The organism is Streptomyces sp. NPDC104313 (assembly GCF_055583985.1).
Map to the genome: position 1 here is coordinate 1 of NZ_JBVJMW010000009.1, position 21,309 is coordinate 21,309.

The 21,309-nt window shown below is 70.7% G+C and carries 19 protein-coding genes and 1 pseudogene; 16 read left to right on the forward strand and 4 right to left on the reverse strand.

What is annotated here, in order from left to right:
• The first annotated feature begins 158 nt into the window (after positions 1-158).
• The 8 genes from ACZ60Q_RS21500 (at position 159) to ACZ60Q_RS21535 (ending at position 11,238) form a co-directional block, all read left to right on the forward strand.
• The gene (locus ACZ60Q_RS21500) at positions 159-1,739 is read left to right on the forward strand and encodes an IS1182 family transposase (RefSeq protein WP_469636843.1); all 1,581 of its coding nucleotides are present in this window, start codon (positions 159-161) and stop codon (positions 1,737-1,739) included.
• Positions 1,740-1,840: 101 nt separating this feature from the next.
• A complete protein-coding gene (locus tag ACZ60Q_RS21505) occupies positions 1,841-2,308 on the forward strand; it encodes a hypothetical protein (RefSeq protein WP_469636846.1) in 468 nt (155 codons plus the stop codon).
• Positions 2,309-2,936: 628 nt separating this feature from the next.
• On the forward strand, positions 2,937-4,019 hold the full coding sequence (locus ACZ60Q_RS21510; RefSeq protein WP_469636849.1) for an ABC transporter substrate-binding protein: 1,083 nt from the start codon (positions 2,937-2,939) through the stop codon (positions 4,017-4,019).
• 93 nt (positions 4,020-4,112) lie between these two features.
• Positions 4,113-5,759, forward strand: coding sequence for a sugar ABC transporter ATP-binding protein (locus ACZ60Q_RS21515; RefSeq protein ID WP_469636852.1), 1,647 nt, complete (start codon positions 4,113-4,115; stop codon positions 5,757-5,759).
• Positions 5,756-6,730 carry an ABC transporter permease gene (locus ACZ60Q_RS21520; protein ID WP_469636855.1) on the forward strand — a complete coding sequence of 325 codons (975 nt, stop codon included), beginning with the start codon at positions 5,756-5,758 and terminating at the stop codon, positions 6,728-6,730. The genes ACZ60Q_RS21515 and ACZ60Q_RS21520 overlap by 4 nt, the downstream gene beginning before the upstream one ends.
• Entirely contained in the window at positions 6,727-7,770 is a 1,044-nt protein-coding gene (locus tag ACZ60Q_RS21525) for an ABC transporter permease (RefSeq protein WP_469636858.1), read from the forward strand. Before ACZ60Q_RS21520 ends, ACZ60Q_RS21525 begins: the two co-directional genes overlap by 4 nt.
• 44 nt (positions 7,771-7,814) lie before the next feature.
• A complete protein-coding gene (locus tag ACZ60Q_RS21530) occupies positions 7,815-8,876 on the forward strand; it encodes a LacI family DNA-binding transcriptional regulator (RefSeq protein ID WP_469636861.1) in 1,062 nt (353 codons plus the stop codon).
• Between the two features lie 394 nt (positions 8,877-9,270).
• Positions 9,271-11,238: a GTP-binding protein gene (locus ACZ60Q_RS21535; protein WP_469636863.1), complete on the forward strand. Its 1,968-nt coding sequence runs from the start codon at positions 9,271-9,273 to the stop codon at positions 11,236-11,238.
• An 8-nt stretch (positions 11,239-11,246) separates the two neighbouring features.
• Here ACZ60Q_RS21535 and ACZ60Q_RS21540 read toward each other — a convergent pair.
• Positions 11,247-11,624: pseudogene (locus tag ACZ60Q_RS21540) on the reverse strand (hypothetical protein); the annotation flags it as partial.
• A 187-nt stretch (positions 11,625-11,811) separates the two neighbouring features.
• Here ACZ60Q_RS21540 and ACZ60Q_RS21545 point away from each other — a divergent pair.
• Complete coding sequence (locus tag ACZ60Q_RS21545; protein WP_469636866.1) at positions 11,812-12,228, forward strand: acyl-CoA thioesterase; 417 nt, start codon at positions 11,812-11,814, stop codon at positions 12,226-12,228.
• Positions 12,229-12,309: 81 nt separating this feature from the next.
• On the opposite strand, the gene ACZ60Q_RS21550 is transcribed toward ACZ60Q_RS21545, so the two are convergent.
• Positions 12,310-12,975, reverse strand: a complete 666-nt coding sequence (locus ACZ60Q_RS21550) for an O-methyltransferase (RefSeq protein ID WP_469636869.1) — start codon at positions 12,973-12,975, stop codon at positions 12,310-12,312.
• Positions 12,976-13,078: 103 nt separating this feature from the next.
• On the reverse strand, positions 13,079-13,318 hold the full coding sequence (locus ACZ60Q_RS21555; protein WP_469636872.1) for a hypothetical protein: 240 nt from the start codon (positions 13,316-13,318) through the stop codon (positions 13,079-13,081).
• 80 nt (positions 13,319-13,398) lie between these two features.
• Here ACZ60Q_RS21555 and ACZ60Q_RS21560 point away from each other — a divergent pair, with 80 nt between their 5' ends.
• Together ACZ60Q_RS21560 and ACZ60Q_RS21565 are read left to right on the forward strand one after the other, a co-directional pair.
• On the forward strand, positions 13,399-13,971 hold the full coding sequence (locus ACZ60Q_RS21560) for a TetR/AcrR family transcriptional regulator (RefSeq protein ID WP_469636875.1): 573 nt from the start codon (positions 13,399-13,401) through the stop codon (positions 13,969-13,971).
• A gap of 119 nt (positions 13,972-14,090) precedes the next feature.
• Positions 14,091-15,338, forward strand: a complete 1,248-nt coding sequence (locus ACZ60Q_RS21565) for an MFS transporter (protein ID WP_469636878.1) — start codon at positions 14,091-14,093, stop codon at positions 15,336-15,338.
• A gap of 158 nt (positions 15,339-15,496) precedes the next feature.
• Here the strand turns inward: ACZ60Q_RS21565 and ACZ60Q_RS21570 are convergent, their stop codons facing one another.
• Positions 15,497-16,030 carry an EF-hand domain-containing protein gene (locus ACZ60Q_RS21570; protein ID WP_469636881.1) on the reverse strand — a complete coding sequence of 178 codons (534 nt, stop codon included), beginning with the start codon at positions 16,028-16,030 and terminating at the stop codon, positions 15,497-15,499.
• Between the two features lie 261 nt (positions 16,031-16,291).
• Between ACZ60Q_RS21570 and ACZ60Q_RS21575 the strand changes: the two genes are divergently transcribed.
• The 5 genes from ACZ60Q_RS21575 (at position 16,292) to ACZ60Q_RS21595 (ending at position 21,219) form a co-directional block, all read left to right on the forward strand.
• Positions 16,292-17,065 carry a helix-turn-helix transcriptional regulator gene (locus ACZ60Q_RS21575; RefSeq protein ID WP_469636884.1) on the forward strand — a complete coding sequence of 258 codons (774 nt, stop codon included), beginning with the start codon at positions 16,292-16,294 and terminating at the stop codon, positions 17,063-17,065.
• Between the two features lie 200 nt (positions 17,066-17,265).
• Positions 17,266-18,297, forward strand: coding sequence for an iron-siderophore ABC transporter substrate-binding protein (locus ACZ60Q_RS21580; protein WP_469636886.1), 1,032 nt, complete (start codon positions 17,266-17,268; stop codon positions 18,295-18,297).
• Positions 18,294-19,334: a FecCD family ABC transporter permease gene (locus ACZ60Q_RS21585; RefSeq protein ID WP_469636889.1), complete on the forward strand. Its 1,041-nt coding sequence runs from the start codon at positions 18,294-18,296 to the stop codon at positions 19,332-19,334. Before ACZ60Q_RS21580 ends, ACZ60Q_RS21585 begins: the two co-directional genes overlap by 4 nt.
• Entirely contained in the window at positions 19,331-20,383 is a 1,053-nt protein-coding gene (locus ACZ60Q_RS21590; RefSeq protein ID WP_469636892.1) for a FecCD family ABC transporter permease, read from the forward strand. Before ACZ60Q_RS21585 ends, ACZ60Q_RS21590 begins: the two co-directional genes overlap by 4 nt.
• The gene (locus ACZ60Q_RS21595) at positions 20,380-21,219 is read left to right on the forward strand and encodes an ABC transporter ATP-binding protein (RefSeq protein WP_469636895.1); all 840 of its coding nucleotides are present in this window, start codon (positions 20,380-20,382) and stop codon (positions 21,217-21,219) included. The genes ACZ60Q_RS21590 and ACZ60Q_RS21595 overlap by 4 nt, the downstream gene beginning before the upstream one ends.
• The last annotated feature ends 90 nt before the right edge of the window (positions 21,220-21,309 follow it).

Here is a 21,309-nt window from a genome sequence, read left to right on the forward strand (position 1 = left end):
TCAGCAGGGCGTCCAGGTTGTTCGTCACACAACGATCTTGGACGCCCTGTCTGCATTCCCGAACGCATCGTCAGCATTCGGAATGACTCGTCTAGAAGATCACTGAAAATCTGGGGTTCTGGCCTCGCGGGTGCTGACGCGGGGCCAGACTGCTGTTTATGCAGGGGGAATGGGATGGCGAGAGCGTCGGCGAGGATGTGTGGGAGTCCTGCCGGGAGTTGATCCCTCCTGGGAGCGTGTTCGCGTTCCTGGCCGGGCACCGGGAGACACTGTTCCCCGGGTCGATGTTCGTGGACATGTACCCGTCCACGAACGGGCGGCCGTCGCTGCCGCCGCAGGTCCTGGCCTCGGCGGTGGTGCTGCAGAGCCTGCACGGGCTCTCCGACTTCGAGACGGTGCAGGTGCTGCGCTGTGACCTGCGGTGGAAGGCCGCCTGCGGGCTCGGCTTGCACGACACCGCGTTCGACCCGTCCCTTCTGACCTACTTCCGCCGACGCCTGCAGCGCTCCAGTGACCCGAACCGGCTGTTCCACAAGGTCAGAGAGGTCGTCGCGGCCACCGGCGTCCTCAAGGGCCGGCAGCGCCGCGCCCTGGACTCCACCGTGCTCGACGACGCGGTCGCCACCCAGGACACCGTCACCCAGCTCGTCGCCGCGATCCGCCGGGTCATCCGCGAGGTCCCCCACGCCGGGCAGACCGTCGCAACCTGGTGCACCGCCCACGACTACACCGACCCCGGCAAACCCAAGATCGCGTGGAACGACGAGCAGGCCCGCGCCACGCTGATCGACGCCCTGGTCACCGACGCCCTGAACCTGCTGGGCCGCCTGCCCGAGCAGGAACTCGGTGAAGCCGCGGCGAACGCTCTCGGCCTGCTCGCGCTGGTCGCGGGCCAGGACGTCGAACCCGCCGACGACGGCGACGGCCGGGACGGACGCTGGCAGATCGCCCGGCGCACCGTCTACGACCGCACCGTGTCCACCGTCGACCCCGAAGCCCGTCACATCCACAAGAACCGGACCCGCCACCAGGAAGGATTCCGCGCCCACGTGGCCTTCGAGCCCGAGGCGGGACTGTTCACCGAGGTCGCGCTGACAGTCGGCAGCGGGGCCGGCAACCACGAGGCCGCCGTCGCCCGCGACCTCCTCGCCGACGAAGACCTGCCGGTCACTGCCCTGGGCGATGCCGCCTACGGCACCGGCGACCTACGCGAACACCTCCAGGCCCAGGGACACGACCTGGTCCTGAAGCCCCCGCCGCTCAAACCAGCCGTCCCTGGCGGCTTCACCGCCGACGAGTTCACCGTCGACACCGAACAGGGCCAGGTCACCTGCCCCGCCGGACACACCGTCACGCTCGGCCGGCCACTGGCCAACGGCGCACGCCAGGCCCAGTTCAAGAAACTGTGCGCCGCCTGCCCGCTCAAGGACCGGTGCACCCGCTCCAAGACCGGCCGTGTCTTCAGCGTCCACGCCAAGTACGACCTGCTCAAAGCCGCCCGCGACCAAGCCGCCACCGACCCCGGCTGGCAGGCCGAGTACCGCCGATGGCGCCCACCAGTCGAACGCGCCATCGCCTGGCTCGTCGCCAAGGGCAACCGCCGCGTCCCCTACCGAGGCGTCCTCAAGAACGACACCTGGCTCCACAACCGTGCCGCCGCCCTCAACCTCCGCCGCCTGATCAATCTCGGACTCACCCCCACCAACGGCACCTGGACACTCACCCCTGCCACCGCATAGCGCGAGGGGCCATCCGGCACACCCCCAGGCGACCCCTCAGACAAGATTTTCAGTGATCTTCTAGAGTGACTCGGCGAGATCACTACTTCGAAAGAAGAGTCATGCCCCGCAAGACGGCGGCTGCTCTACGTCTGGACGCTGTCTGCCGGTCCCATCTTCAGGACTATCAGCGCCGTTCCTCACAGTTCTCGTCCCACACGCGTCGCCAGGTGGCCCGGTTCGAGGCCGAACGCGGTCTTCCTGTCCGGGCGCTCGAACAAGCCGTCCGTTGCTGGCGAGGCTTCGTACGCCGTCCAGGATGGCCGCTGTATCTGCCCAAACCGCACCTGCCCGGCTACGACATCTGGGACGAACGGCTCCTGATAGAGCGGGCCATCGGCGCTCTCGACAGACGAGCAGCCCGGGAAGTCGCATCGATGGTCAAAGAGATCGACGCTGACTTCCTGGCACGCACTCTGTTCAACCCTCACGCTCCGGATGCCTGGCCGTGGTGGCGTCGCAGATGCCAGGAGCTGGGCGACATCATGCACGTTCCATCTCAGGCTCATGATCGACCGGACAGCCGTTAGCCGAGCCCGCCGAGCCCGCCGAGCCCGCCGAGCCCGGCGCCCCGGGTGGCGTTCGGCGCGGTGTTCCCGGGACCTGACGTAGATGTGGTTGTCGACCACGTCGGTCGAGGAGGTGCGAGAACCCCTCGTTCCGGCCGCACGGTCACTCCAGCTGGAGCTTCGCGGCCCGGCCGACCGGCCGGGCGCCTTCACCCTGCCCGGTGGGAGATTGAGGAGCGTGGTGGGGGCCGCCTCGCACGGCGGGGCGGTCGGACGGCAACCGTTCTCGCAACGTTGGAAATCGGGCGTCCGGCGGTATGACAGCACGGCGCCGGGCGGGTGTCCAGACCTCGCACCGAGCCTTTGCCGAAGGGTGGGTTGCTGACGCCGGAAGCGTCCCGGCGGTCTGCCGACACATTCTGAGAACGCATCGACATCGCTCTTGCCGCCCGCGCCGCACCGCATATATAACGTTGTAAACCGAGCCGCCGACAGGCCGCGCAGGCTCTCACGACCGCTGCTCCCGCAGTACGGAACAGGGGTGTGAGGCATGCGGTGGCGTCGGCCGCAGGGCAGCCGATGTCTCGTCCCGCATGCCCGACCGCACGCCTGTCAGAGTGCCGCCGACCCGCCAAGGAGCTTTCCGCGCATGATGATCCAGCGTCGATCCCGTACCCTCGCCGCGGCCTGTGTCCTCGCCGCCATCACGTTGGCCGCCGCCGGCTGTGCCAGGTCGGAGACCTCCAACAGCGCGGGCGGCGACAGCAGTCAAGGCGCACAGGAGGCCAGAACGCCGGATTCCACGTCCGGTTCGGGCTGCAAGCTGGAGACCTACGGCGCGCCCGAGCTCGACCTGAAGGACGCGGTGGTCGGCTTCTCCCAGTCGGAGAAGGAGGCCAACCCCTTCCGGATCGCCGAGACCCGGTCCATCAAGGACGAGGCGAAGAAGATCGGCGTCAAGAAGCTTCTCACCACCAACGCCCAGTCCCAGCTGTCCAAGCAGATCAGCGACATCCAGGACATGCTGTCGCAGGGTGCGCAGTTCCTCATCGTCGCGCCCCTCAACTCCGACGGTCTTGAGCCCGCGTTGAAGGCGGCGGCGGTCAAGAAGGTCCCCGTCCTCACCATCGACCGCAAGGTCAACTCCACCGCTTGCAAGGACTATGTCGCCTTTCTCGGCTCCGACTTCGTCGAGCAGGGCAAGCGCGCCGCCGACGCGATGATCAAGGTCACCGGCGGTAGGGGCAAGGTCGCCATCCTGCTCGGCGCGTCCGGAAACAACGTCACCACCGACCGCACCAAGGGATTCGTCGACCAGGTCAAGGCCGAGGCGCCCGGCCTGGAGATCGTCGCCCAGCAGACCGGCGATTTCGCCCGCGACAAGGGCCAGCAGGTCATGGAGCAGCTCATCCAGTCCAAGCCGGACATCAGCGCCGTCTACGCCGAGAACGACGAGATGGGCCTCGGGGCGGTCACCGCGCTGAAGGCCGCCGGCAAGAAGCCCGGCAAGGACGTCAAGATCGTCTCCGTCGACGGCACCCGCAACGCCGTCCAAGCCCTCGTCGACGGCGAGTACAACGCCGTCATCGAGTCCAACCCGCGCTTCGGCCCGCTCGCCTTCGCCACCGCGCGGAAGTTCTACGCCGGTGAGGAGATCCCGGAGAACGTGATCATCACCGACCGCGAGTACGACGAGGCCAACGCCGGGGAATCGCTCGGCGGAGCGTACTGACCCGACCGGCGGTCCGGCCGCCGCGACGCCCGGGGCACCCGAGGCGTGCGGCGGCCCGGCACCGTTTCCCGTAACACCGGAAGGCCAGGATTCATGGCACCAACCCGAGCGACACCCCAGCACCCGGAAACCGCCGGCGCCGGTGCCGCCGCCGTGGCGGCCCCCCTCCTCGAAACCCGCTCGGTGAGCAAGCGGTTCCCGGGCGTCGTCGCCCTGGACGGCGTCTCCTTCGCCCTGCGCGCGGGCGAGGTCCACGCGCTCGTCGGTGAGAACGGGGCCGGCAAGTCCACCCTTATCAAGGTGCTCACCGGCGTCTACCGGAGCGACGAGGGCGAGGTGCGCCTCCGCGGCGAACAGGTACGCTTCGCCCGCCCGTTCGAGGCGCAACAGGCCGGGATCTCCACCATCTACCAGGAGGTGAACCTCGTCCCGCTGATGAGTGTGGCGCGCAACATCTTCCTGGGCCGGGAACCGAAGAACCGCATCGGTCTCATCGACTTCGCCCGGATGAACCGCGAGACCACCGAGCTCCTCGACGGGTTCGGCGTCCGGGTCGACCCCAAGCAACCCCTGCACACACTCGGCATCGGCACCCAGCAGATGGTCGCCCTCGCCCGCGCCGTCTCCGTACGGGCCCAGGTCGTCATTATGGACGAACCCACCTCGTCGCTGGAGCCCCGAGAGGTCGAGACCCTCTTCCGGGTCATCGAGGACCTGCGCGGCCAGGGCGTCGCCGTCCTCTACGTCAGCCACCGCATGGACGAGCTCTACCGCATCTGTGACCGGGTCACCGTCCTGCGCGACGGCCGCCACATCCACACCGGCGAACTGGCCCCGCTGGAGCGCATGCGACTGGTGTCGATGATGCTCGGCCGGGATATGGCCGAGGTCCGGCGCGACGGCCTCACCGGCTTCGCCGCCGAAGGGCACGACGCCGCCCGCACCCCCGTCCTCACGGCCAAGGGCCTCGACCGTCGCCATCAACTGCATGACATATCGGTTGAGTTGTATGCCGGTGAGGTTCTGGGGCTCGGCGGCCTGCTGGGCTCCGGGCGCAGCGAGACCGCGAAGGCGCTGACCGGCGCGCTGCCCCTGGACGGCGGGGAGATCACCGTCGACGGCGGGCGCGTCGGCCGCCCCACCCCGGCCGCCGCCATCCGCGCGGGCATCAGTATGCTCCCCGAGGACCGCAAGGCCGAGGGCATCGTCCCCGGTCTCTCCGTGCGCGAGAACATCGTGCTCGCCGCCATGCCCCGGCTCTCCAGGGGCGGCATCGTCTCCCGCGCCAGACAGGACCGCGTCGTCGACGTCTTCATGAAACGGCTGCGGATCAAGGCCTCCAGCCCTGAGCAGAAGGTCGGCGAACTCTCCGGCGGCAACCAGCAGAAGGTGCTGCTCGCCCGCTGGCTCTGCCTGGAGCCCAAGGTGCTTCTGCTCGACGAGCCCACCCGGGGCATCGACGTCGGCGCCAAGGCCGAGGTGCAGTCCCTCATCGACGAACTCGCCCGCGAGGGCCTTGCCGTGCTGCTGATCTCCTCCGACATCGAGGAGCTGATCGAGGGCGCCGACCGCATCGTCGTCCTGCGCGGCGGCGCGGTCGTCGGAGAACTCGCCGGCGACGAGGTGGCCGAGAGCCGCCTGCTCGAAGTGCTCGCCGACCACACGCCCGACACCGTGCTCGCCGACCACACGCCCGACACCGGCAGGAGGGCCCCGGCCGCCCAGGAGGGCCCCCGATGACCACCCAGGCCACCCTGCGACGCCCCGCGAAGCCACTGGCCCGGCTGCGCGACCCCGCCTGGTACCAGGAGTACGGGGTGTACGCGGCCGTCGCCGTCGTGCTGCTGTTCAACGCGCTGTTCACCGAACACTTCATGACGGCCGACAACCTGCGCACCCAGCTCGTCCAGGTCGCGCCCATCGTGATCGTCGCGCTCGGCATGGCCCTGGTCATCGGCACCGAGGGCATCGACCTCTCCGTCGGCTCCACCATGGCGCTCGCCTCCGCCCTGTTGCCGCTCTACCTCGGATACGGACTTCTGCCCGCGCTCCTGATCGCCCTGCTCGCCGGGGCGGTGGTCGGCGCGATCAACGGGACGCTCGTCTCCCTCGTCGGACTGCAACCCATCGTGGCCACCCTCGCCCTGTTCGTCGGCGGCCGGGGCCTCGCCCTCGTCATGGCGGACGGCCGGCTCAAGCAGATCGTCAACCCCGACATCCTCGCGCTGGGCACCGGCTCCTTCCTCGGCATCCCGACGGTCGTCCTCATCGCGGGCGTCCTCACGTTCGCCGCCGCCTTCCTGGTGCAGCGCACCACCTTCGGCCGGCAGATCGTCGCCATCGGCGGCAACCGTTCGGCCGCCGCCCTGTCCGGACTGCCCGTCAGGCGCGTCCTGATCGGCGTCTACATCCTGTGCGGGGTGATGGCCGCGCTCGCCGGGATCCTCGCCACCGCCCGGCTCACCGCCAGCGACCCGTCCTCGCTCGGCACCCTCATGGAGCTGTCCGCCATCACGGCGGTCGTCGTCGGCGGCACCCCGCTGAACGGCGGCTCCATCCGGGTCCTCGGCACCGTCGCCGGAGCCCTGCTCATGCAGTTGCTGCGCGCCACCCTCGTCAAGCACGACCTGCCCGACTCCACCGCACAGATCGCCCAGGCGGCCATCATCATCGCCGCCGTCTACGTCGCCCGGGAGCGTAGGTCCCGATGAACAACACCACACCGGCCACCGTGCCCGTGGCTCCGGCACCCCTCAAGGACGCCCCTTCGCGCCCCGAACCCCGCCCCGGACGCTCCACCGGCTCCCGTATCGGCGAACTCGTGCAGCGCCAGGGCGTCCTCGCGGTCCTGCTGACCGTGATCCTCATCGCCTCGTTCGTCTACCCGACGTTCGCGAGCCTCGACAACGCCCGGGGCGTCACCGTCCAGGCCTCGTTCCTCGCGATCGTCGCCCTCGGCATGACGCCGGTCATCATCACCGGCGGCATCGACCTCTCCGTCGGCTCCGTCTTCGCCCTCGGCGGCGTTCTCGCTGCCTGGGCCTCGCAAGGGGGCGTCCTCGCCGCACTGCTCGTACCGCTGGTGATCTGCGGCACGATCGGACTGGTCAACGGGCTGCTCATCGCCCGCGCGAACATGGCCCCCTTCATCGTCACGCTCGCCACCCTCCTCGCGGCGCGCGGCATGCTGCTGGCCTTCACCGACGAGGGCGCCACCACCTACCTGGTGCCCAAGGACTCCGTCTTCGCCGAGCTCGGCCAGGGCAGCGTCTGGGGCTTCGGATACCCGATCCTCATCGCCCTGGCCCTCTTCGGGGCGGGCGGACTGCTGCTCCAGCGCACCTCCTTCGGACAGACCCTGTTCGCGGTGGGCGGCAGCAGCGACGCGGCCACCCTGATGGGCCTGCCCGTCGCCCGGACGAAGATCCTCGTCTACACCCTCAGCGGACTGCTGGCCGGACTCGCCGGAGCACTGAACGCCGCCCGCCTCTCCTCCGGAGTCACCATCGTCGGCGTCGGCATGGAACTCGACGCGATCTCCGCCGTCGTCATCGGCGGCACCCTCCTCATCGGCGGCGCCGGTTCGATCAGCGGAACCCTCTGGGGCGTCCTGCTGCTCGCCGTGATCCAGAACCTCATCAACCAGATCGGCTCACTCAACTCTTCGTACCAGTCGGTGGTCAGCGGCGGCTTCCTTATCGTTGTCGTGGTGGCGCAGCGTTACCTCGCGCGCAGCCGCAGAACCACCTGAACCATGCGGATCGGGCCGTGTCGAACCAAGCAACAAGGAGTGCCGTGGGCACCAGCCTCAAGGACGTAGCTCAACGGGCGGGCGTGTCCATCAAGACCGTGTCGAACGTGGTCAACAACTACCAGCACGTCACCCCGAAGATGCGGGCCAAGGTCCAGCAGGCGATCGACGAGCTCGGCTACCGGCCGAACCTCACCGCCCGCCATCTCCGCAAGGGCCGCACCGGCATCATCGCCCTCGCCGTCCCCGAATTCGGCAACCCGTACTTCGCCGAGCTGGCCGGCGAGGTCGTCGACGCGGCGGCCCGGCACGACTACACCGTCCTGGTCGACCACACGGCGGGCCTGCGGGAGAAGGAGCTGCTGGTCTGCCAGGGCTTCCGCTCCCACGTCATCGACGGCCTCATCCTCAGCCCCATCCACCTCGAGACCGAGGACCTGATGGCCCGCACCGAGACCGCGCCGCTGGTGCTGCTCGGCGAGCGCGAGTACGAGGCCCCCTACGACCACATCGCCATCGACAACGTGGCCGCCGCCCGCGAGGCCGTCGCCCACCTCCTCGCCCTCGGTCACCGCAGGATCGCCTTCCTCGGCTCCCGCACCGGCCGGGAACGCCAGCCCGCCCACCTCCGGCTGCGCGGCTGGCGCGAGGAGCTGGCAGCCGCCGGAATCGAACCCGACGAGTCCCTGGTCGTCGTCACCGACGGTTACGGGCGCGAGGACGGCGCGGCGGCGATGGCCTCCCTCCTCGACCGGGGCGAGCGGCCCGACGCCGTGTTCGCGTACAACGACATGATCGCGACCGGAGCCATGCGCACCATCACCGAACGTGGCCTCGTCATCCCGGACGACATCGCCGTCGTCGGCTTCGACGACATCGAGGAGAGCCGGTACGGGGCCACCACCCTCACCACCATCGCGCCGGACAAGGCGGCCATCGCCCGGCTCGCCGTCGACAGCCTCGTCGAACGTCTCGCGGGCACCCCCGTCACCGAACCCCGGCGGCCCCGTCCCGGCTACCGGCTCGTCGTCCGCGAGTCCACCACGCCCCGCGAGGCTCCCGGACCGCCCCGCCAGCGGCCTTCCAGAGCCCGGTCGTCCACCTAACTGCCGCCCGGCAGGCGGCAGGTGGACGACCGGCCCCGGCGAGGCCCCTTCCGCACCCCCAAGGAACTCCTCATGCCGACCCCGGCTCCGTCCCCGAAGGCCCGCCCGCTCCGGTGGCCGGCACCCCGTTCGACCTCACCGCCCCACGGCGCATCGGCGAGCGCCTCGACCACCCGGACGTCCAACTGCGGTGCCGCGCCCCGGCGAGATCCTGCGCAGCCGCATCGAAAGGCGCTTCCCGCATGTGCGCGCCGCGGATAACCGGTTGCGGCCCGCGGCGGCCCCCTGATCTACTCCGGCAGTCCACCGGTACGACCCAGGAGTCCGAACATGCGCCGAGCTTTCGTGTCCCTCCCGACGGAAACTGACCTTTCTCTCAAGGACATGAAGCTCTGTGCACACGTTGAACCTGGGAATTCTGGCGCATGTCGACGCCGGTAAGACAAGCCTGACCGAACGGCTCCTCCACACCGCCGGGGCCATCGACGCCATCGGCAGCGTTGACGACGGCAGCACACGGACCGACTCCCTCGCTCTGGAGCGCCGACGCGGCATCACCATCAAGTCCGCCGTCGTCTCCTTCACCCTGGGCGCCACCACGGTCAACCTGATCGACACCCCCGGCCACCCGGACTTCATCGCCGAGGTGGAGCGGGTCCTCGGCGTTCTCGACGGAGCCGTCCTGGTGGTCTCCGCGGTGGAGGGGGTCCAGGCGCAGACCCGCGTCCTGCTGCGCACCCTGCGCCGACTGCGCATCCCAACCCTGCTGTTCGTCAACAAGACCGACCGGCCCGGCGCACGGTACGGCTCGCTGCTGACGGGCATCGCCGAACGGCTCTCCCCGGACATCGTCGCGATGGGCTCCGCAGGAGGCCTCGGCACCCGCTCCGCGACGAGCACCCCGTTCACCGGGGCCGATCCCGGTTTCACCGGTGCGCTCACCGACCTGCTCACCCGGCACGACGACGAACTGCTGAGCGCGTACGTCGACGACCCGGCGGGCATCGCCCACGCGCGGCTCCTCGGGGCGCTGGCCGAACAGACCGCCCGGTGCCTCGTCCACCCGGTCTTCTTCGGCTCCGCCGCCACCGGCGCGGGTATCGACGCCCTGGTCGACGGCATCACCGCGCTGCTGCCCGCAGCCACGGGGGATCCAAAGGCCCCGGCCCGGGGCACGGTGTTCAAGGTCGACCGGACCGCGAACGGCGAGCGGACCGCGTACGTCCGCATGGTCGAGGGGGCCGTGCACGCCCGCGAGGTGCTGCGCTTCCGCAGCCCGGACGGTCAGGAGGGCGAAGGGAAGGTCTCGGCGGTGAGCGTCTTCGAGAACGGCCGTGAGGTGCCGGCGCCGGAGCTCCGCGCAGGCCGGATCGGCAGGCTGAAAGGGCTGACCGGTATCCGGATCGGCGACAGCGTCGGCGCGGACCGGGCCGAGGCCGGGCACCGGTACTTCGCCCCGCCGACCCTGGAGACGGTCGTCGTACCGCGACGTCCTGAGGACCGGGGCGCCCTGCACGTCGCACTCGGCCGCCTCGCCGAACAGGACCCGCTGATCGCCGTCCGCCGCGACGAGCTGCGCCGGGAGGTGTCCCTCTCGCTCTACGGGGAGGTGCAGAAGGAGGTCATCCAGAGCACTCTGGCCGAGGAGTTCGGCGTGGACGTGATCTTCCGGGGCACCACGACCATCTGCCGGGAGAGGCCGGCCGGCACGGGGGAGGCCGCGGAGTTCATCGGCGTGGAACCCAATCCCTTCCTAGCCACCGTCGGACTGCGCGTCGACCCGGCACCGTACGGCAGCGGAGTGGAGTTCCGCCGCGAAGTGGAACGCGGCTCCATGCCCCCTTCCTTGATGCGGGCGGTCGAGGAGACCGTGCGTGCCACCCTGGGCCAGGGAATGCACGGCTGGCAGGTCACCGATTGTGTGGTCACCCAGACGCATTCCGGATACGACAGCGTGTCAAGCACGGCAGGTGATTTCCGCGTTCTGACGCCGCTGGTCCTGATGGACGCGCTGCGCCGGGCCGGAACCCGGGTGTACGAGCCGATGCACCGCTTTCGTCTGGAGGCGCCCACGGACGTCTTCGGCGCACTGGCCCCGGTCCTCGCCCGGCTCCGCGCGGAACCGGGACCACCCGAGACGCACGGTGCCCTCTGCACCGTGGAGGGCGAGATCCCGGCGGCCCGGGTCCACGAACTCCAGCGGCTGCTGCCGGGGTCGACCCGCGGCGAGGGCGTACTGGAGTCCGCCTTCGCCGGCCACCGCCCGGTGACCGGCCCGCCCCCGGACCGCCCGCGCACCGACCACGACCCGCTGCACCGGAAGAACTACCTGTTGCGCACGGTGCGGCGGATCGCCGACTGAGCCCCCCGTTACTTCAGGTACGGGCCCGCCTCGCCGAGCCTCCCCGGCGCGGCGTTCTTCCCGCCGAGGTCCAGGACGTACACGCGCGGGTTGCCCTTCCCGGGCGCCGGGACCGCGAGCGTGTCGCCGCCGATCACCTTGGTGTCACCCGTCACGGCGTCCTTTGGCCGAGGACACCGTGCCGAGGTCCGAAGCCGTCACCTCACCGGCCAGATGGTCCCCGAAGTACCGCTCTTGTCGGGCCCGGAGTCGTGGCTGTCGACGTGGACGACGTTGTACGTGGCGTCGTCGGAGTCCTTGCCGTTGTCGTAGGCGTTGTTCGCGTCCCCGAAGTTCATGTGCATCCGCATGTCGATGATGTTCGTCCCGGAGGACCGGCTGCGGTCGAGGTGGCGTAGTGGGCGGAGGCGGTGCTCGGCCCATCGGGGTCAGGCTCTTCGGGGCCCGAGTCCGCGCGCGGGTCGCTGTGCGCCACGACGCCGACCAGTTCCGGGTCTTCGTGGAGGAGAAGACGGTCGCGGTGGTCGCGGCGGGTGCCGGAATGGGCGGGCGGGCGCACACGTTCGCACAGTCATGACCTTCTCCGTTGATGTGACCGTGCGCGGCTACGAGCTCGATACCCAGGGCCACCTGAACCAGGCCGTCTACCTCCAGTACGCGGAGCACGCCCGCTGGGAGCTGCTCCGCACCGCCGGGCTGCCGCAGGAGAAGCTGCTGGCCGACGGGATCGGCCCGGTGCAGCTGGAAGTGACGGTCAAGTACCGCCGAGAGCTGCGCGGCGGCGAGCGCGTACGGGTCACCTGCCGGTTCGACTACGGCACGGGCAGGACGTTCACGCTGGAGCAGCACATCATCAAGGAGGACGGCACGGTGGCCGCCGAGATCACCGGCGTGGCCGGCGTCCTCGATCTCACCGAACGCCGGCTCGTCCCGGACCCGCGGGGCCGCCTGGCCGCGCTGGCGGGCAACCCGGACCTGCTGACCGGCTGACCGGGAGCGGCGGGGGAGGAATCGGGGTCCGGGCTTCACCGGCGGGGGAGCCCGGACCCCGACTCCTCGGAGCGGACCGGGTCAGAGGCGGCAGCTGATTTCGAGGCCGTCCTCCACCGGGAAGGTGACGCTGTGGTAGCCGTTGCCGGTGTCACGGACGTGGTCGAGGTACGGGTTGAGGTCGGGGAGGTCCACGTCGTCGGCCACGACGAGGGTGCCGGGGGCCAGGTTTGGCTCCAGGAGTCGCAGGACGGGCAGGCAGAGGTCCTTCCAGCCGTCCAGGAACAGGAAGTCGACGGGCTGCCGCAGTGCGGCGAGCGTCCGCAGGGCGTTTCCCTCCAGGAGGGTGATCACGTCGTCGAGGCCGGTGGCCGTGAAGGTGCCGCGGGCTGCGGCGGCCTTGGCCGTGTTCATCTCGGTGGTGATGACGCGCCCTGAGCCGTTGTCGCGAACGGCGGCCGCCAGGTGGAGGGTGGAGATGCCGTAGGAGGTGCCGAACTCGACGACGTTGGCGGGCCTGGTGGCTCGGACGAGGTTGTAGAGGAGTTTGCCGCCTTCGGCCGAGATCGGCATGTAGATCTCCCGGTTCGCGTCGGCGAGTTCCTGCGCCGTCAGTGCTCCTCGGCCGTGGGGCTGGGCACTCCGCACGCGTGCCGCTGCCTCGTCGTCACGGGCAGCGGCTTCGAACATGCGGGTCAGGGCGGAGCGGAGGCGCGGCTCCGCGAGGGTATGGGTGTGCGTGGTCATCGTGCGGGCTCCTGGAGGTCTGGGTGGTGGGGACGGTGATGGGGGACGGCGGGGAAGGGTGACCCCGGCGGGTCGGCCCCCCGGTGGGCGTCCGGGCGTCGGTTCAGGCCCAGTTGGCGTCCGTGTCGATGCCGGTGATCAGGGACGGCGCGGTGGGCTTCCAGGACGGGAGCCTCCGTGCCGTGTCGCTGGAGGCGGTCATGGTGGAGGCGAAGAAGCCGCAGTGGTCCCGGGCGTTCGCGGGGTCGACGGAGATCACCGGCAGGCCGAGCCTCCGGCCGATCGCCTCGGCGATGGACCTGGTGCTGACGGCCTCCTTCTGGGATGTGGAGAGCGGGGACACGGGCCGATCACAATTTCGAGGCACCGTGCTTCGTAAAGGTAACACCATTCGGTGCACGGTGTCTCGTTTATAGTGGGGGCATGATTCAGGAAAGCGGCCGGGGCAGGCCCCGCAGCGAGAGCGCACGCGCGGCCGTGCTGCACGCCGTCGACGACCTCCTGGTCGAAGTCGGTTACGCGGCGCTGACGATGAAAGGCATCGCGGAGCGCGCCGGAGTGGGACGGCAGACCGTGTACCGCTGGTGGTCGAACAAGGCCGAGGTCCTCTACGAGGCCAGCGTCATCGACGCCCGGCAGGAGCTCGCGGTTCCCCTCACCGGAGTCCCCCGCGACGACCTCGCGGCCTATCTCGACGCCCTCACCGGCTTCCTCACGCACTCGCATGCGGGAGCCGCCTACCGCGCCCTTCTGGGGGAGGCCCAGCACGACGCGGAGGTGGCCGCCCTCCTCGCGTCCGGCGATGTCCTCGGCGAGAGCGCTACCGCGGTGGTGGCCCCGCTGCTGGAGGCCGGCGGCTGCGAACTGTCACTTGAGCAGGCGACCGCCCTGCTGATCGGCCCGGTGTTCTTCCGCATCCTTTCCGGGCGGGAGCCCGAGGGGATCGACCCGAAGAAGCAGGTGGACCGGTTCCTGCGCGCCCTCGCCGCGGACTGAACCCCGTGCCGCCGCCCGGTCGGGGGTCACGGGAACGGCCTGCGCCCACCGCCCGGACCAACCGCCACCGCCCCGCTCCCGCTCCTCGCCCCGCACGTGAAAGGGACAACCCGACGCTCATGTCCGCACCCGCGAAGAAATCCGCCGTCCGGGCCCCGGGCATCCCGCAGTTGCTGGCGACGGTGCTGTTCTGCTTCTCCGGATTCGCCCTCCTGCTCCCGGTCTCACCGGCCTGGGCCGTCGAGGGAGGGGCCGACGCGTTCGGCGCCGGACTCGTCACCGCCGTCCTGATGGCCGCCACGGTCCTGACCCAGTTGTTCGTCAGAACCATGCTGCGCGGGCTCGGTTGGACCCGCACCCTCGTCCTCGGCGCCCTGCTGCTCGGCCTGCCCTCCCTCCTGCAAGCCCTCAGCGACCACTTGGCTCCCGTCCTGCTGACGACCGCCCTGCGTGGAGCGGGATTCGGCATCGTCACCGTCTGCGGCGCCACCGCCGCTGCCGTACTGGCCCCGCGCGGACGTCAGGGGGCGGTCATCGGCCTCTACGGTCTCGCCGTCGCCCTGCCCCAGGTCGTCCTGACCCCGGCGGCCCCCTGGCTGACCGACACGTTCGCCCTGCCCGCGGTCATCGCCTGCGGCGTGCTCCCCGTCCTCGCCCTGCCCTGGACGCGGGCCCTCGGCCACGCCGTCGAGGCCCACGCCGACAGCCCGGCGTCCCCGGACGGTCCCGCCCGGAACCCCGTCCCCGCCACCGCGGTGCTCCGACGCATCCGGCGGCCCCTCGCCGTGCTGCTCCTGGTCACGGCGGCGGGCGGAGCCGTCCTCACCTTCGCCCCGCAGTTCACCGCCACTCCCGCGCTCGCCGCCACTGGGCTGCTCGCCCTCACCGCCACCGCCGCGCTGGCCCGCTGGGGGTGCGGCGAACTCGCCGACCGGATCGCCCCGCGGCCCATCACCGGCGTGCTCGCCCTCACCGCGTGCGCGGGCCTGGCACTGATCGCGTCCGCCATCGGATCGGACCGTGCCCCCGCCCTGCTGGCTGGACTGCTTCTCCTGGGGGCGGCGTACGGGGGGCTCCAGAGCCTCACCCTTGTCCAGACGTTCGCCTACGCGGGCACGGAGAACCGGCACGCCGCCTCGGTCGCGTGGAACATCGGCTACGACGCGGGCACCGGCCTCGGATCCCTCATGCTGGGCGTGGCAGCACAAGTGGCCACCTTCTCCACCGGCTTCACCGCCCTCTCCGCGCTGATGGCACTCGCGGGCCTGGCCGTCCTCCTCGCCGGCCGTAACGAGCCCGTCGAGCCTCCGGGGAGCCGCCGCCCGCGTACGCCCAGGACGAAGCGCCCGCCCCTCGGCAAGCGCTGAGACCGGCGTCCACCACCGAAGAGCCGCGGCGTACCTGGCGGCCCCGTCGACGAGGGTCCGAGGAACCGCCGGACCGGGCGGAACGTATCGGGGACGGCAAGGCGGTGGACGCCCGGGAGGGGCGTCCACCGTCGTCGGCCGTATGCGTGCGCGTCCGGTCAGGCGGCGGTGCCGACGACCAGATGGTCCCCGGGGATGCCGGCCTTGCCCGGGGCGTAGTAGTCCTTGATCCCGGCGACCCACGTCTCCACCCGGATCCGGTCCCCGTCGGTCGGCTCGAAGGCGTCGAAGAGTGCGTCGATGTTCGCGGGCTCGAACCCGATCGCCCTCATCAGCGCCATGAACAGCGGGCGCTCGATCAGCCCGTCGCCGTCCGGGTCGCCCAGCGCGGCCAGTGCCCCGGCGAACACGGCGAGGGTGGCGTCGAACCGCTCCGGCGACAGCACGCACGCCGTGAACTCCTCGAAGCTGATCTCCCCGTTCCCGTCGGCGTCCAGCTCGGTGAGCAGCGTCGTCCAGTACCGCCTGAACGCCGCGCGCATCGTGTCCTTCGCCGCCTGATCCGACGCATGCGCCTCGCTGACGACGCGGTCGGCCATGAGGTCGAAGTCGTCCGCCTCCAGGACGCCGTTGGCGTTGGCGTCGAACAGGGAGAAGACGAGCGTGACCCGCCTGGTGGCCTCAGTGCCCATGAATCCGTCACCTTTCTCCGCATGTCACGTTCCGCCGGCCGCGGCCCGGTGCCCGGTCGGCCCACCCACTGTCCGCCGAGGAGCGGCGGCCGCGGGGAATGCCGTGGCTCTTTCACCTGAAGGGCGTAACTGACCTGCGTAAACGTCAAGTTGAAGCAGGAGGAGGGGGGCTTTGGCTTCGCGCGCCCCTGGCCTCTAGGCTGGGCGGATGCGCGCCCCGTCCGCCGCGAGCGGCCCCCGTACGACCGAGGTCCACCTGCCGTGACCAGGGAGACCCGGACGCTGCCCACGCTCGCTCCCGGCTCGGTGGACACCCCCTTCGTCATCAAGGGCTACGACGAGGTCGTCTCCCACGACACGCTCTGGGACGCGCACTCCCACCCCTTCCACGAACTTCTCTGGAACGAGCGCGGAGTCTCCACGGCGGTGGTCGGGAGCCGGATCTGGACGATCACCCCGGCCCTTGGCCTGTGGATGCCCGCGGGGACCCTGCACGCTGGATCGGCGACCGCCGGAACCTGGTTCCGGGCGAGCTTCTTCGGCTTCCGCACCACCGCGTCGATCTCCGCCGTGCCGGTCGCCGTCGTGATCACCCCGCTGTTGCGCCTGCTGTTGGAACGGCTCGGCGAACCCGGCCTCACGGCTGCCTCGCGGGCCGCGACCGAGGTGCTGGTACTCGACGTACTCGTACCGTCGCCCCGTGAGCTGCTCGTGCGGATCCCGGCCTCCGAGCTGCTGCGCCCGATCGCCGAAGCGGTACGCGAGGACCCGGCCGACCGGCGCACGCTGGCGGACTGGGCGTCCGCCCTCGGTGTCAGCGCCCGCACGGTCACCCGGGCGTTCACCACCGAGACGGGCACGAGCTTCGTGCGCTGGGTGGCGGCGGTCCGCGCCCAGCACGCCATCGGCCTGCTGGCCCGAGGGTGGGACGTGGAGGCCGTGGCCGAACAGGTCGGCTACCGCTCGGCGAGCGCGTTCGGCGCTGCCTTCCGGCGCACGACGGGCCTCACCCCGGGGGCCTTCCGGCCGGAATGACCGCCGGGCCGCGTGTCCGTATCGCTACAGGTCATGTCCTAAACGGTTGATTGCGACAGTGGTGCTCCTTCTCATAAAGTGCGAAGGCAAGCCTTACCTAAGCCGATGACGCACGCGCCGCGCACCGATCCATGACGGCTGCGCACACCCGGACGTGCTTGAAGCGGTACCCCGACATCCGGAAAGCCGGGTACACACCCATGTCCTCACACCGCCTCCGCCTGCTCGTCGTGGCGGCCGCCCTCGTCTCCGTCTCCGCCTGCGGCGGGACCACCGACGCCGGGAACAAGAACGACGAAAGCCGTTCCGGCGGGTTCCCCCTGACCGTCGAGCACGCCCTGGGCAAGACCACCATCCCGGCGAAGCCGAAGCGCGTCGCGACCGTCAACTGGGCCAACCACGAGGTGCCGCTCGCGCTCGGCGTCGTGCCCGTCGGCATGGCCGCGGCCAACTTCGGCGACGACAACGACGACGGAGTGCTTCCTTGGGTCGAGGAGAAGCTCGACGAGCTGAAGGCGAAGACGCCGGTGCTCTTCGACGAGACCGACGGCATCGACTTCGAGGCCGTGGCGGACACGAAGCCGGACGTCATCCTGGCCGCGTACTCGGGTCTGACCAAGAAGGACTACGAGACCCTCAGCGAGATCGCCCCCGTCGTCGCCTACCCGGACGCCGCCTGGGCGACACCTTGGCGCGAGATCATCCGGACGAACAGCACGGCGATCGGACTGGCCGACGAGGGCGAGAAGCTGATCAAGAAGCTCGACGGGGACATCGCCAGGACTGCCGCCAAATACCCCCAGCTCAAGGGCGTGTCGGCGATGTTCATGACGCACGTCGACCCCAACGACGTCAGCCAGGTCGGCTTCTACACCGCCCACGACACCCGCACGCAGTTCTTCCAGGACCTCGGGATGAAGATCCCCGGATCCATCGCGAAGGCATCCGAGGGCACGAAGAAGTTCGCCCTCACCAAGAGCGCCGAGCAGATCGACGCGTTCGACGACGTCGACATCATCACCGGCTACGGCGACGACACCGGCGCGCTGCTGAAGACGATCACCAAGGACCCGCTGCTCTCGAAGATCCCCGCCGTCGAGCGGGGCTCCGTCTACCTCCTGCCCGGCACCAGCCCGCTGGCCACCGCCGCCAACCCGACGCCGCTGTCGATCGGCTACGTGCTGGACGACTACGCCGCCGCGCTCGCCGAGGCCGCGGACAAGGTCAAGTGACCGAGCTCGACACCCGCACCCCACCGGACGTCCTCACCAGGCGTCCGGCGGGCGTGCGCCTGCTGTGGATCCTCTTCTCGGTGCTCGCCCTGGCCGCGGTCATGGTCGCGTCCGTCGCCCTCGGCTCCCGCGACGTCCCCTGGCCCGACGTCGTCGCGGCGCTCGGCGGCGCGGATGACACCCTGGGACAAGCGGCGGCGATCAAGCGCATTCCCCGTACGGTCCTCGCGGTCCTCATCGGTGCGGCACTCGGCCTCGCGGGCGGCGTGATGCAGGGGGTGACCCGTAACCCGCTGGCCGACCCGGGCATCCTCGGCGTCAACATGGGCGCCTCGCTCGCCGTCGTCACGGCGGTCGCGTTCTTCGGGCTCACCTCGCCGACCGGATACATCTGGGTAGCCACCGTGGGCGCCGCCCTGTCCGCCCTCTTCGTCCACACCGTGGGCACGCTCGGCAGGGGAGGGGCCACTCCGCTCAAACTGGCGCTCGCCGGGGCCGCCACATCGGCCGCCTTCGCCTCGCTCGTCAGCGCGGTCATCCTGCCGCGCAACGACATCGCCGGAAGCTTCAAGCTGTGGCAGATCGGTGGCGTCGGCGGTGCGTCCTTCGAACGCATCGGCCAGGTCGCGCCGTTCCTCGCGGTCGGCTTCGCCGTCTGCCTGCTGTCGGCCCGCGCCCTCAACTCGCTCGCACTCGGTGATGAGTTGGCGGCCGGACTCGGTGAGCGCGTCGTCGTGGCACGGGCCGTGGCCGCCCTCGGTGCCGTACTGCTCTGTGGAGCGGCCACCGCCGTCGCCGGACCGATCGGCTTCGTCGGCCTCGTCGTCCCGCACACCTGCCGGCTCCTCGTCGGCGTCGACCACCGCTGGCTCCTGCCGCTCTCGACCGTGCTCGGCGCTGTCCTGCTCACCGCCGCCGACGTCGTCGGCCGGATCGTGGCACGCCCCTCGGAGATCGACGTCGGCATCGTGACCGCACTGATCGGGGCCCCCTTCTTCATCTACATCGTCCGCCGACAGAAGGTACGTGCCCTGTGAGCGCCCCTGTCCTCACCCGGCGGCCGTCCGTCGAGGCCGCCACCCGCCGTCGCGTGCGCGGTGCCTCGCGCCGCCGCCTCGTCGTCCTGGTGCTGGCGGTCCTCGTGCTCGCCGTGTTCGCCGTGACCCTTATGGCGGGCCGCACGTTCTACCCGCCCGGCGACGTGTTCCGGGTGATCCTCGGGGAGCAGGTGCCGGGCGCGTCGTTCACGGTGGGCCGGCTGCGGCTGCCCCGCGCGGTCCTCGCCCTGGTGGCCGGATTCAGCTTCGGCCTGGCCGGGGTCACCTTCCAGACGATGCTCCGCAACCCGCTCGCCAGCCCCGACATCATCGGCATCAGCTCCGGGGCGAGCGCCGCCGCGGCCATCGCCATCGTGACCCTGTCGCTCGGCGAGGTGCAGGTCTCCGTCCTCGCCATCGCCGCCGGCCTCGGGGTCGCGCTGCTCGTGTACTCCCTGGCCTTCAAGGGCGGCGTCGTCGGCACCCGGCTCATCCTGATCGGCATCGGGATCTCCGCGATGCTCGACAGCATCACCTCCTACGTCCTGTCCCGGGCCGCCGAATGGGACCTCCAGGAAGCGATGCGCTGGCTCACCGGCAGCCTCAACGGAGCCACCTGGGACCAGGCCGTTCCCGCGCTCCTCGCGGCGGCCGTCCTCACCCCGCTGCTGCTGGGCCAGGCCCGAAACCTCTCCGCACTCCAGCTCGGCGACGACACCGCCTCCGCCCTCGGCGTACGCGTGGAGCGCACCCGGATCACGGTGATCGTCGCCGCCGTCGGTCTGATCGCCTTCGCGACCGCCGCGGCCGGCCCCATCGCGTTCGTGGCGTTCCTCTCCGGCCCCATCGCGGCCCGGATCACCGGAGCGGGCGGCTCCCTTCTGGTGCCCGCCGGACTCGTCGGCTCGCTGCTCGTCCTCGTCGCCGACTTCACCGGCCAGTTCGCCTTCGGCGAGCGCTACCCGGTCGGCGTCGTCACCGGCGTCCTCGGAGCCCCCTACCTCGTCCACCTGATCATCCGCACCAACCGGGCGGGAGGCTCGCTATGACCACGCACCACCGACTGACCGCCGAAGGACTCACCCTCGGCTACGGCGACCGCACCGTCGTCGACTCCCTTGACCTGGCCGTACCGCCCGGCCGGATCACCGTGATCGTCGGCGCCAACGCCTGCGGCAAGTCGACGCTGCTGCGTTCCATGTCCCGACTGCTCGCACCCCGGGCCGGCCGCGTCGTCCTGGACGGCAAGGAGGTGCACCGGCTGCCCGCCAAGGAGCTGGCCCGCACCCTCGGCCTGCTGCCGCAGTCGCCCGTCGCACCCGAGGGCATCACCGTCTCCGACCTCGTAGGCCGCGGCCGCCACCCCCACCAGGGCGTCTTCTCCCGCTGGAACGAGAAGGACGACGCCGCCGTGGCCGCGGCCCTGGAGGCCACGCACACCGAACCGCTCGCCGAGCGCGCGGTGGACGAACTCTCCGGCGGCCAGCGCCAGCGCGTGTGGATCGCCATGGCCCTCGCCCAGCAGACCGATCTGCTGCTGCTCGACGAGCCGACCACCTTCCTCGACGCCAGCCACCAGATCGAGGTCCTGGACCTCCTGACCGACCTGAACCGCATCCGCGGCACCACCATCGTGATGGTCCTGCACGACCTCAACCTCGCCGCCCGGTACGCGGACCACCTGATCGCGCTGGCCGACGGAGGGCTCCACGCGGCCGGCGCCCCGGCCGAGGTACTGACGGAGGAGACCGTACGGGCGGTGTTCGACCTCGACAGCCGCATCATCGAGGACCCCGTGTCGGGCCGACCCCTGATGCTCCCGATCGGCCGCCACCACGTCCTGGACCGGGCCGAGGCACTGCCCATCGGGGAGGCGGCCGGTTGAGCGCCGGGGCGTGCGCCCCCCTGATCGACTGACTGCGGCCTGTCACTGACATGTTTCGAAGAGTGACGGGGCACACAGGGTAGGTCGGGT